Source organism: Polluticoccus soli (assembly GCF_029269745.1).
Lineage (GTDB): Bacteria > Bacteroidota > Bacteroidia > Chitinophagales > Chitinophagaceae > Polluticoccus > Polluticoccus soli.
This window is the reverse complement of record NZ_JARJHT010000002.1, coordinates 777765-789260: the sequence shown is the minus strand read 5'-3', so window position 1 is coordinate 789260 and position 11496 is coordinate 777765. Positions and strand designations below refer to the sequence as shown.

General features: G+C 47.0%; 10 protein-coding genes. 6 read left to right on the top strand and 4 right to left on the bottom strand.

The window, feature by feature from the left end; genetic code table 11:
- Positions 1-67 precede the first annotated feature (67 nt).
- Positions 68-1879 (top strand): ABC transporter ATP-binding protein, encoded by a 1812-nt coding sequence (locus P2W83_RS14220; RefSeq protein WP_276134416.1) that lies wholly within the window; start codon positions 68-70, stop codon positions 1877-1879.
- A 56-nt stretch (positions 1880-1935) separates the two neighbouring features.
- Positions 1936-2787, top strand: coding sequence for an FkbM family methyltransferase (locus tag P2W83_RS14215; protein ID WP_276134415.1), 852 nt, complete (start codon positions 1936-1938; stop codon positions 2785-2787).
- A gap of 329 nt (positions 2788-3116) precedes the next feature.
- Here the strand turns inward: P2W83_RS14215 and P2W83_RS14210 are convergent, their stop codons facing one another.
- Positions 3117-3407: a hypothetical protein gene (locus tag P2W83_RS14210; protein WP_276134414.1), complete on the bottom strand. Its 291-nt coding sequence runs from the start codon at positions 3405-3407 to the stop codon at positions 3117-3119.
- 223 nt (positions 3408-3630) lie between these two features.
- Here P2W83_RS14210 and P2W83_RS14205 point away from each other — a divergent pair, with 223 nt between their 5' ends.
- Positions 3631-5511 carry a CocE/NonD family hydrolase gene (locus P2W83_RS14205; RefSeq protein WP_276134413.1) on the top strand — a complete coding sequence of 627 codons (1881 nt, stop codon included), beginning with the start codon at positions 3631-3633 and terminating at the stop codon, positions 5509-5511.
- Here the strand turns inward: P2W83_RS14205 and P2W83_RS14200 are convergent.
- Positions 5508-7139, bottom strand: a complete 1632-nt coding sequence (locus tag P2W83_RS14200; protein WP_276134412.1) for an ABC-F family ATP-binding cassette domain-containing protein — start codon at positions 7137-7139, stop codon at positions 5508-5510. The genes P2W83_RS14205 and P2W83_RS14200 overlap by 4 nt on opposite strands.
- Positions 7140-7279: 140 nt before the next feature.
- On the opposite strand from P2W83_RS14200, the gene P2W83_RS14195 reads away from it, so the two are divergent.
- The 3 genes from P2W83_RS14195 (at position 7280) to P2W83_RS14185 (ending at position 9643) form a co-directional block, all read left to right on the top strand.
- Positions 7280-7711, top strand: coding sequence for a hypothetical protein (locus P2W83_RS14195; protein ID WP_276134411.1), 432 nt, complete (start codon positions 7280-7282; stop codon positions 7709-7711).
- A gap of 95 nt (positions 7712-7806) precedes the next feature.
- Entirely contained in the window at positions 7807-8841 is a 1035-nt protein-coding gene (locus P2W83_RS14190) for a DUF2157 domain-containing protein (RefSeq protein ID WP_276134410.1), read from the top strand.
- 37 nt (positions 8842-8878) lie between these two features.
- A complete protein-coding gene (locus P2W83_RS14185; protein ID WP_276134409.1) occupies positions 8879-9643 on the top strand; it encodes a tRNA pseudouridine synthase A in 765 nt (254 codons plus the stop codon).
- Here P2W83_RS14185 and P2W83_RS14180 read toward each other — a convergent pair.
- Together P2W83_RS14180 and rocD are read right to left on the bottom strand one after the other, a co-directional pair.
- On the bottom strand, positions 9636-10262 hold the full coding sequence (locus tag P2W83_RS14180) for a VIT1/CCC1 transporter family protein (RefSeq protein WP_276134408.1): 627 nt from the start codon (positions 10260-10262) through the stop codon (positions 9636-9638). The genes P2W83_RS14185 and P2W83_RS14180 overlap by 8 nt on opposite strands.
- A complete protein-coding gene (rocD, locus tag P2W83_RS14175; protein ID WP_276134407.1) occupies positions 10259-11494 on the bottom strand; it encodes an ornithine--oxo-acid transaminase in 1236 nt (411 codons plus the stop codon). Before rocD ends, P2W83_RS14180 begins: the two co-directional genes overlap by 4 nt.
- Positions 11495-11496: the final 2 nt, after the last annotated feature.

The following is an 11496-nucleotide window of genomic DNA, read 5'->3' as shown; positions in this document are numbered from 1 at the left end:
ATTAACCGAAAAAATCACCTAAAAACAGCAATAGCCCGTAGCTTTGCGACAATTTCCAAGATCCCACATGGCTAGAAGAGATAAAAACGGCGCAAAAGACGATATACCAAAGCTGAAGTTTACCAAAGAGAACCTGAAAGAAGGCATGCTCATATTCCGGTATGTGCAGCCATACAAGGCGCAGTTCATCGGCGGACTGGCGTTCATCACCCTCTCCAGCCTTACTACTATGGCCTTTCCGTACCTGCTGAAGCAGCTGATAGACAGCGCCCATGCTATGGAAATGCACACCGCCAAGTATACACCTACGCAGATAGCCCTGGTAATGATAGCTCTGCTCATGGTGCAAATGGTAGTGTCGTTCATGCGTATCTACCTGTTCACATCGGTGGGCGAGAACGCTGTGGCTGATATGCGTAAGGACATATATAAGCGCCTTATCATGATGCCCATGGATTTCTTCTCGCAGCGCCGGGTAGGTGAGCTTTCCAGTCGCATCAGCGCCGACGTGACCCAGATACAAGACGCGGTGACCGTGATGTTGGCGGAATTGCTAAGGGGAGTGCTGACCCTGTTGATCGGACTTGGTCTTATTTTATATATATCACCCAAACTGACCCTGATGATGCTGTCCATCATTCCGGTCATCATCGTTATAGCCTTTGTCTTCAGCAAGCGTATCCGCAAACTGGCCCGTACCGCACAAGACCAACTGGCCGATTCAGGAACCATCGTTCAGGAAACCTTACAAGGCATCAGCAACGTAAAATCTTTTTCTAATGAGTGGTACGAGAGCCAGCGTTATTCTAAAAGCATCAACGATGTGGTGAAGCTGGCCATCCAGAACGGCAGGTTCAGGGGAGCATTCGTATCGTTTTTATTATTCAGCGTATTTGGTGCCATTGTACTGGTGGTTTGGTACGGCGCGGGATTGATGCAGCAAGGACTGTTATCGTTCGGTGATATGACCGCCTTCGTAGTGTACACAGCCTTTGTGGGCGGTACCATGGCGGGCTTTGCCGACCTGTACAGCCAGCTGCAAAAGACGCTGGGCGCTACACAGCGCGTACGTGAACTATTGAAGGAAGAGCCTGAAAATGTGAGCGTTGTAAAAGAAGATCTGAAGAACGAATTCAAACTATCGGGCCAGGTAACCCTGGAGCATATTGCCTTCAGCTATCCAAGCCGCAGCGAGGTTCCTGTATTGAAAGATGTATCCGTAGACGCAGAACGGGGCCAGCAGATAGCCATTGTTGGTCCGAGCGGTGCCGGTAAAAGTACCCTTGTATCGATCCTGTTGCGATTCTATGAGCCTACCAATGGCCGCATCTTGTTTGATGGTCGCGATGCCCGCGAGATACCGCTGACACAGCTGCGTAAGCAGATGGCGCTGGTTCCGCAGGACGTGTTGCTGTTTGGCGGTACTATATTCGAGAACATTGCCTACGGTAAGCCAGACGCCACCCAGGCCGAAGTTGAAGAAGCAGCCCGCAAAGCAAATGCCCACGAATTCATAGCCCGTTTCCCAGAAGCTTACCAGACCGTGGTTGGTGAGCGCGGTATGAAGCTATCGGGCGGTCAACGCCAGCGTATAGCGATAGCCCGAGCCATATTGAAAGATCCGGCCATCCTGATACTGGATGAAGCCACCAGCTCGCTGGACTCAGAATCTGAATCGCTGGTGCAGGATGCCTTGCATAACCTGATGAAGAACCGGACATCGTTCGTGATCGCGCACAGACTGTCGACCATCCGCAATGCCGATAAGATCATAGTGCTGGAACACGGCGTGGTTCGCGAATCGGGTACACACCACGAGCTTATGGCAGTGGATGGACTCTATAAAAGTTTGAACGTGCTACAATTTGAAGGCGTTTAATCTTAGTTATTGAAGAAAAAACCTATCTTATACACTTATAACTCTATAACTAATACATGAGCCAGAACAGTGAATTATGCCGTTTGGCGTTCGGAAAAATGATCTTACCACTGGTGCCTTCGCGGTTAAAAAGGCGTGTGGCGATGGGCATTTACAACCATACGTCGCCATCCGTACAGGGTATTGATATCGTGGTGAAACAACCGGGCTATAAGCTGATGGTGAATACGAAAGACCTTATTGGCTGGAATGTTTTCTTCTTCGCCGAATATGAAAAAAGCACCAACAACGTGTTGGGCAGATTCATAAAACCCGGCGACACGGTCATTGAAGCCGGCGCCAATATCGGTACTGAAACGATCTTGCTGGCGAATCTGGTGGGCGATAATGGAAAGGTGTATGCCTTTGAACCCAATAAGGATGTTTTTAACAGGCTTAAGCATAACGCCCAGGTTATCAATAAGAAAAACAACGTCGTTTGCCTGGATATAGCCTTAGGCGAAAAAGACGGTACCATCCAGTTCAACGTTTATCCCGACGATTATTTCAACTCGGGTATGAGCAGCAAATACCATGGAGCTACCGATGTTGTTGACGTGCCACAACGCACGCTGGACAGCATGGTCAGCGCCGAGGAGATCAGCAAGGTCGATTTCATAAAAATGGACGTGCAGGGCGCTGAACCAGACGTATTGGCCGGCGCCAAAAATACTATGGAGCGTTTCAGGCCGGGCATATTCCTGGAAGCCGACGAACACGTAAACGAGCTGTTCGACACGCTGACCGGTGCTGACTATACAGTATACGTGATCGGGGATTCTGGCCTGGAACCGATCGACAAAAATGCCATCCGCAAAGCTGAAACACATACCAACTGGCTGGCATTACCCAAAGAAAAAGCCACTTGAGATGCAGGATAGTGAGGGTATATAATAAGGATAGCTAATGATACGGAACCACTATAAACCACATGAAACCAAACAGTCTCCAGACACAAAGCATTGACAATCAAGACAGCCAGAAAATCTGGTATCCATTTCTGTTCCATAATTTATATTATGTTAAGTAGAAACTTGGGAGTTATGACGTTATACATTTCACTGAACATAAGTTCATGACTGTAACAAAATCCAGCACCATGAACCACCACCTCCTATCACCTGTACCAAAAAATAAAGGCAACCTGTATGGGTCGCCTCTATTGCCACTGGGTAATCATTATAAGGTTCGACAACAATTACCCTGGTTGGTTTCTTTTAACGAATTGTTCCAGGTACTTCTTGCACGTGTTCCAAATTTCAGACTTAAGGTCTTCGCCGCCTTGCCTTGCTGTACCAATAAATTTCTGGGCATGCTCGTCCAGCTGTTTTCCCAGCGAATCAAGATGACTGTAATACGCATCATTGATCACCTGGTGCCTTTCGGTCGTAGCTGTCCTGCTACCGGTAAAAAGCTCTGCAGAATGGTCATCAACCAACTTCTTAGCGATGTCACGAAATCGATCCAATTGGTTTTGGTAACTCTTCATAACGGCAGATTAGTTTTAATACAGTATAGAAATTATATCCCTCAAGAGGTAATACTTATAAAATCCTTGCCAGCAGCGTGTTACAGAGGAAAACTTAGCCTTAAAAAACTCTTAAACGATCGCGGAATCTACTCCCCTCAAAAACTATTATATGTAAATATATGTGGAATGAAGCGGATATCGAATTAAAATTCTGTAATTATTTTTAGAAATTTAAGCCCTTATGAAGTACCTCTTTCATTTGCTGCTCTTTATCATTCCGGCTCAATGCCTTGCAGACGCAAAATCTGACTCAGTTTGGGTAAGGCAACATTACACAAAACGGGAAATCTACATACCGATGAGGGACGGGATCCGCCTTTACACTGCAGTTTATGAACCAAAAGACCGTGCCGAAAAGCATCCGATACTCATCAACAGGACGCCTTATTCCATAGCCCCCTATGGCGAGGACGCATTCAAGGCTTTCTGGAATAATTACTGGATGAACTACCTGCATGAAGGTTATGTGATCGTGCTACAGGACGTTCGTGGACGCATGATGAGTGAAGGCGTGTTCGAAGATGTGCGCCCCTATAACGACCATAAAAGCGACAACAACCGACAACAAATTGATGAAGCGAGCGATACTTATGACACTATAGAATGGCTGCTGAAGAACGTGAAAGATAACAATGGCAAGGTCGGAGCATTTGGTATCTCATACCCCGGATTCTATGCAACTATGGCAGCTTTAAGCCAGCACCCTGCATTGAAGGCTGCTAGTCCGCAGGCACCGGTTACCGACTGGTTTGCCGGTGATGATTTCCACCACAATGGCGCCTTCATGTTGCTGGATGCATTTGGTTTCTATAGCTCGTTTGGTAAGCCCCGTCCATACCCGGTTAAAACCTGGCCTAAGGGCTTTGACTACTATAGCAAGGACAATTACAAGTTCTACCTCGAAACCGGCGCTTTGAAGAATTTTGCAGCCCTTATGGGCGATAGTATCAAGTTCTGGAACGATCTCTATGCACACCCGAACTATGATGAATGGTGGCAGGTGCGCAACACCCGCAGTCATGTGCAGCATATTCCGAAAAGGACCGCTACCCTTGTAGTTGGTGGCACCTTTGATGCGGAGGATTGCTATGGTGCATGGAACTTGTACCAGGCCATAGAGCACAAAGCAAAGAACGATAACAGGCTGATCATGGGCCCATGGGCACACAATAACTGGGCGTTGAATAGCTATGAATACCTGGGCAATATCCGCTTTGGCAGCAACCTGTCTAAATACTATCAGGAGCATTTTGAGGTGCCCTATTTCAACTACTACCTCAAAGGCAAGGGTAACATCGACTTCATCAAAGAGGCTAATATCTATTTCAGTGGTGTTGATCGATGGAGAGGCTTCAACCAATGGCCACCCAAAGGCATGAATGAGAAAGCGCTATACCTGCAACCCGGTGGTGCACTCTCCTTCTCTAAGCCTGCCCCAGACGGCGGCAACAGCCGTTATACCAGCGATCCGGCCAATCCCGTACCTTATACCGAGGACGTGCACTTTGGCCGCGTAAAAGAATACATGACAGATGACCAGCGCTTTGCTTCCCGCAGACCTGATGTGTTAGTTTTTAAGACTGATGTACTGAAGCAAGACCTTACATTGGCTGGACCAGTTATTGCCGATTTCTTCGCTTCGATAACCACAACTGATGCAGATTTTGTTGTAAAGCTGATAGACGTATTCCCGGATGATTTCAGCTATCCAGACAGCATAAAAGGCAACGGTAAGAACTACCCTATGGGCGGCTACCAGATGCTGGTACGCGGAGAAGTAATGCGTGGCCGCTACCGCAATAGCCTTGAGCATCCGGAAGCATTTACACCCAAAGAAATAACCAAGGTGCGCTTCACCATACCCGACGTGGCGCATGTGTTCAAAGCGGGCCATAAGGTTATGTTGCAGGTTCAGAGCACGTGGTTCCCGTTGGTAGACCGTAATCCGCAACAGTTTGTCAACATATACAAAGCGGATGATAAAGACTTTGTAAAGTCTACCATCCGCTTATATCATGATGCCGAACATCCGTCAGCTATAGTGTTGCCTGTACTGGATTAGGCTACGCTTACTCCGTGCATTTCGGCACGTAAGTTCTTAACGCGTTCGTCCTTCAGATAATCATCGAAGTTCATTTCGCGATCGATGAGGCCGTTTGGTGTCAGTTCCAGTACCCTGTCGGCTACTGTCTGTGCCAGTTCATGATCTCGCGTTGTGAATAGGATCGTGCCTTTGAAGTCTTTCAGACCGTTGTTGAGGGCAGTAATGCTCTCCAGATCAAGGTGGTTGGTTGGCTCATCAAACAGCAGTACGTTGCCTTTCAGCATCATCATACGGCTGATCATGCAACGCATCTTCTCACCACCGCTCAGTACCTGGCAGTTCTTCAGCGTTTCTTCGCCCGAGAACAGCATACGGCCAAGGAAGCCGCGGATAAAGGTCTCATCCTTTTCTTCAGAATACTGGCGCAGCCAGTCGATAAGGTTGAGGTCTTTGCCAACGAAATACTCGCTATTGTCATTAGGTAGGTAAGTAGGAGTAATTGTTACACCCCATTTGAAATTGCCCTGGAAGTCGTTGTCCTCGCCCATCAGTATTTTGTAAAATGCAGATGTTGCCAGGCCATTATCCGACAGGATAGCGATCTTCTGGCCGCGTTTTACATCAAAGCTGATGTCTTTGAACATCACTTCACCGTTCTGTGTTTTGCTCAAGCCTTTTACTTCCAGTATCTGGTCACCTGCATCACGCACCTGGTTATTGAATAGGATAGCAGGATACTTACGGTTTGAAGCCGTCATATCATCCAGTTTGATCTTATCCAGCGCCTTTTTACGGCTGGTGGCTTGTTTCGATTTAGAGGCATTGGCCGAGAAGCGCGCGATGAACTCTTTTAGTTCCGCGATCTTGTCTTCTGCCTTCTTATTTGCATCGGTACGTTGTTTCAGCAACAGCTGGCTAGACTCGTACCAGAATGAATAGTTACCGGTAAAGATGGTGATCTTAGCGAAGTCGATATCTGCCACGTGTGTACACACAGCATCCAGGAAGTGACGATCGTGCGATACAACCAGTACGATCTTGTCGTAGTCGGCCAGGAAGTCTTCGAGCCAGCCGATGGTTTCCATATCCAGGTCGTTGGTAGGTTCATCGAGCAGTAGTATGTCAGGATGGCCAAACAGCGCTTGTGCTAATAGCACACGCACTTTCTGGTTACCATCCAGTTCTTTTAGTTGCTTGTAGTGAACATCCTCTTTGATTCCCAGGTTACTCAGCATGGTAGCGGCGTCGCTTTCTGCGTTCCAGCCATCCATTTCTGCGAAAATGCCTTCCAGTTCGCCGGCTTTGAGGCCATCGGCTTCTGTGAAGTCTTCTTTAGCATACAGAGCGTCTTTTTCCTGCATCACTTTCCAAAGCTTGGTATTCCCCATCATCACGGTTTGCAGCACCTGTACCTCATCGAACTCATAGTGGTTCTGCTTCAGTACGCTCATACGCTGGTCTTTGCCGATCTCTACCTTTCCGGTAGTAGGATCAATTTCGCCGGAAAGGATCTTCAGGAAGGTAGACTTCCCTGCCCCGTTGGCGCCTATGATACCATAGCAATTCCCTTCGGTGAACCTGATATTTACGTCTTCGAACAATACCCGCTTGCCGTAGCGCAGCGATAGATTTGAAACTGAAAGCATTTGAGTTATTCCTGTAGTCTAAAATGAGCCGCGAAGGTACGTAGAATACCCCGGTTTTCAGGTGAATACTTTAAACAGATCTGAAATATTAGTATTGTTATAACTTATCTTTAAGGATCTAAACAGATCAAAGCATCAATATGAAGAAGATAATAGGATTTCTACTGGTAATAGGGTTGTATGGCTGTGGCAGTCAGGAGAATCGAAATACTACTGCTCAGATCACCGATTCTACAGCTGCCACCCCGTTAACACCGGAACCACCCGGCGCCGATGCTGCGGCGGGTAATAGCGTGTTGACGGGCTCAATGGCCGGCTATTATGTAGAGAGCTTTGCCGGTGCAAACTCGCATAGCTATGAATTTAAATTCAAAAACGGAGGTTATACAGGTGTTTATGAAGAGTACCAGGATAGTGAGCACAATCGCATAGTTCTGAAAGATGTGATCGGTGATGAAACGGCTAAAACCTTCACTTTCGATCAAAATGGCATCCGGCTCACTGGTGCTATTACGGCAGTGGGCTTCGAACTCGGTGAAGAAACATTTGAACGCCGGGAGGAAACGAAATAATGCAGCGTGTAAATGTCTTTTGGTAAACTGTAAGTCTTTATCGACATAGTCGATACGCCTCTGCATTTCGTATCTTAGCAAGCGAATAACTGCTGATGGAAGTTGAAAAGAACGAATGGAAGGCACTAAAACGTGCTATTGATGACTGGGAGCAAGAAGGCAAAATAAGCCACGATCAGGCAGGTGAACTGCGCAAATCGGTCCAGCTAAAACGCAATGAACGCCAGCAGATCGCGCAGTATTTCTTTCTGGTAGCCATCTCGTGCACCATTCTGGCTTTTGGCGCCATATTCATCGATGAAAAGCTGTTAGAGAAAATCAAGTCTTATTTTGCATTAAGCAATATTGTTATTGCTCTTATTTCTGCGGTTCTCGGCGCGTTGTGGTTTGGTTTTGTTAAGAAGAGACGTCAGCAATATAGCATACCCGCCTACGAAGTGTATATGGTTCTTGGTGGGTTGATCTCATTAACTTCTCTGGTGTATATCTGTAAGGATACCGGGTTTGGCGCGTCACACAATGGTTTTCTATTAGCAGCATTTGCCATGTTGCTGGCCGAAGCGATCTTCCTCCACTCCCGCGCGCTGTGGATAGGTGCTATACTCGCTTTCATGGGATGGTTTGGTGCATTCAGCACGTGGCAAAGTACGGATAACCTATTCCTCGGCATGAACTACCCTATGCGCTTCACCGTATTTGGTGTGTTGGTCATTGCGTTGGCGTGGTTGCAATCACGTGTGGCAAGGCTTTCTTTTACACAACGCATTACTTACCTGGCTGGGCTCATCATCTTTTTTACGGGTCTGTGGGGTGTATCGATATTCGGCAATTTCGGTTCGCTCGATGAATGGTCAAAAGTACGACAGACCTATGTTTTGGCTTATTCGGTAGTGTTTGGACTAACTGCCGCAGGTGCATTCTATTACGGTATTAAATACCGCGACGATGCAACCCGGGATTTTGGTGTGTTCTTCCTGATATTAAATCTATACAGCAGGTATTTTGAGTTCTTCTGGGATTCGATGAATAAGGGACTTTTCTTCCTGATGTTGGGTGTTTCATTCTGGTTTATTGGTCGCCAGGTAGAAAAGCGGAAGAAGCGGCACGGTGTACGTAAGCCGGTCGTGTAGGTATTACGCCGCCACAACGTTATTTTTGCTGCCTGTTATGGCGCGCTATTTTCTTGAGGTTAAATATGATGGTACTGCATTTCATGGTTCCCAGTTACAGGGCGATTTGCCTACCGTACAGCTCGCTATCAACAAATCACTGTCTACGCTCCTAAGAAAAGAGGTGATATCATTCGGCGCCAGCCGTACCGACGAAGGTGTTCACGCACTGTGTAATTATTATCATTTCGATTTTGAAGCGCCACTGCATCCTGCATTTCTCTATAAGTTAAATGCAATACTGCCCCCAACGCTGTCGGTGAGTCGTATGTTTCAAACCCACGATCCGGAGTTCAACGCACGTTTTGCAGCTATAAGCAGGCGATATCGATACAGGATATATTCAAAAAAGGATCCGTTCCTGGTGAACCGTGCATTGTATTTTCCGTATACTATCAATGTAGCGGCACTACAGGAAACAGCTGCGATCATTAAAGAGTATACAGATTTCGAGACCTTCTCCAAGCGAAATACACAAACAAGGACATTTAAGTGTACCATCCTTCAATCTTATTGGGAGCAGCACGAAACCGAGCTACACTATATAGTTGAGGCCAACCGCTTTTTGCGAGGCATGGTACGGGGACTGGTAGGAACACAGCTGCAGGTTGCGCGTGGCCGTTGCGATACAGCTGCATTCAGACAGATAATTGAAGGGCGCGATTGCACCAAAGCAGATTTTAGTGTAGCCGGACACGGCCTATATCTTGAAGATATTACTTACCCGAAAGGTCAGCTCACAGAAGTAAAGGACGCTAAGTAAATAACCCCGCAACAACGTACGCGGCTACCGCCGCAGTAGCTCCTCTTAGAATATGGATGAATGCGGTGTTTATCGCATTTTGGCTCGTGTAACGTCCTTTCAAAAATCCGAAAACCAGTAGACAAATAGCTGTTGAGATCACCGATAGCTTGAAACCTTGCTGAACTGAAGCTGTAAAAAAAAATGGGATCAATGGTATCAATCCTCCAAACGCGTAAGCAAGGCCAATATTGAAAGCACTGTTCCTGGCTTTAGCAGCATCAAAAGAAGGTGATAAACCATATTGCGCAGCCAACTCTTCCCATTGCTGCTGGCCCTGTTTCGTTTCTTCCGATATCGCACTGACCACTTCAGGTTCCAACTCGAGGTTTTCCATCAAATGCTGTTCGTGCGTTAGGTCATGATCGTCTTCTTTAGCAGCAAAATAGCTACCTAGTGCCATTGACACTGAGCCGACTACAATTGCAGCCAGCGTCCAGCCGATCACAGTCATAGTGTTTATTGTAATTCGGCTGACGGCGGTGGCCAACGCAAATGGAACTACCAGTCCGTCGGAGATACCAACTAGAATATCAATTACAGGTTCGGTAACCGCTTTTTGTTCAGGCGGTTTGATCATGAAATAGCTTGCAGGCTTTTAGAAATAATACTGATACAGTCATCCATCTCTTCACGGGTAATCACCAGTGGAGGTGCGAAGCGTATCTTATCGCCGTGTGTAGGTTTAGCAAGCAGGCCGTTGTCTTTCAAATGGAGGCACAGATCCCATGCCGCATCTTTGTTAACGTGATCGATTACAATAGCATTGAGTAACCCCTTGCCACGGATGATGGAGACATGAGGATTGTTGAGCGCTTTTAGTTTTGAGCGCAGGTATTCGCCTTGTATCGCAGCATTCTCCGCCAGCTTCTCATCCTTCAAAACCTGCAATGCAGTGATAGCTACTTTACAAGCCAGAGGATTACCGCCATAAGTGGAACCGTGTTCTCCCGGCCTGATCGTGAGCATGATCTCATCATCGGCCAGTACTGCAGATACTGGCATAGTACCACCAGAAAGTGCTTTGCCTAATATCAGTATGTCAGGACGTACATTCTCATGATCACAAGCAAGCATTTTACCTGTGCGTGCAAGACCGGTTTGTATCTCATCTGCAATAAACAGTACATTGGCTTCGCGACACATGGCAGCTGCCGTGCTGAGGTAACCTTCGTCGGGCACTACTACCCCAGCCTCGCCCTGAATTGGTTCTGCAAGAAAGGCAGCAACATTCTTATCCTGAAGTGCTGCTTGAAGTGCAGCAATATTATTGTATTCTACTACTTCGTAACCAGGAGTAAACGGCCCAAAGTTGTTTTTGGCAGATGGGTCTGTGCTGAACGAGACTACGTTGAGTGTACGACCATGGAAGTTCTGTGCACAAACCAGGATCTTCGCTTTGTTCTCCTCCACCCCTTTCACTTCGTAAGCCCATTTGCGAGCAAGTTTCAAAGCGGTTTCCACTGCCTCTACGCCGGTGTTCATAGGCAGTACTTTGTCATAACCAAAATAGCTGGTGATATACTCGGTGTATTCAGCCATCACATCGTTATGGAAGGCGCGTGATGTAAGCGTCAGCTTTTGTGCCTGTTCGATAAAAGCTGCGATGATCTTTGGGTGGCAATGACCATGGTTCACTGCAGAATAGGCCGACAGGAAATCATAGTACTTCTTATCGTCAACATCCCAAACAAAAACGCCTGACGCACGATTCAATACAACGGGTAAGGGGTGGTAGTTGTGTGCTCCGAAACGTTCTTCCTGGTCCAGGTATTTTTGGGTAAGTGCCGATATGTGAGAAGTGCCTATCATAT

Bases quoted from the DNA above. Each gene is read 5' to 3' on its own strand.
- P2W83_RS14220 (WP_276134416.1), top strand. From the start codon at position 68: ATGGCTAGAAGAGATAAAAACGGCGCAAAAGACGATATACCAAAGCTG.
- P2W83_RS14215 (WP_276134415.1), top strand. From the start codon at position 1,936: ATGAGCCAGAACAGTGAATTATGCCGTTTGGCGTTCGGAAAAATGATC.
- P2W83_RS14210 (WP_276134414.1), bottom strand. From the start codon at position 3,407: ATGAAGAGTTACCAAAACCAATTGGATCGATTTCGTGACATCGCTAAG.
- P2W83_RS14205 (WP_276134413.1), top strand. From the start codon at position 3,631: ATGAAGTACCTCTTTCATTTGCTGCTCTTTATCATTCCGGCTCAATGC.
- P2W83_RS14200 (WP_276134412.1), bottom strand. From the start codon at position 7,139: ATGCTTTCAGTTTCAAATCTATCGCTGCGCTACGGCAAGCGGGTATTG.
- P2W83_RS14195 (WP_276134411.1), top strand. From the start codon at position 7,280: ATGAAGAAGATAATAGGATTTCTACTGGTAATAGGGTTGTATGGCTGT.
- P2W83_RS14190 (WP_276134410.1), top strand. From the start codon at position 7,807: ATGGAAGTTGAAAAGAACGAATGGAAGGCACTAAAACGTGCTATTGAT.
- P2W83_RS14185 (WP_276134409.1), top strand. From the start codon at position 8,879: ATGGCGCGCTATTTTCTTGAGGTTAAATATGATGGTACTGCATTTCAT.
- P2W83_RS14180 (WP_276134408.1), bottom strand. From the start codon at position 10,262: ATGATCAAACCGCCTGAACAAAAAGCGGTTACCGAACCTGTAATTGAT.
- rocD (WP_276134407.1), bottom strand. From the start codon at position 11,494: ATGATAGGCACTTCTCACATATCGGCACTTACCCAAAAATACCTGGAC.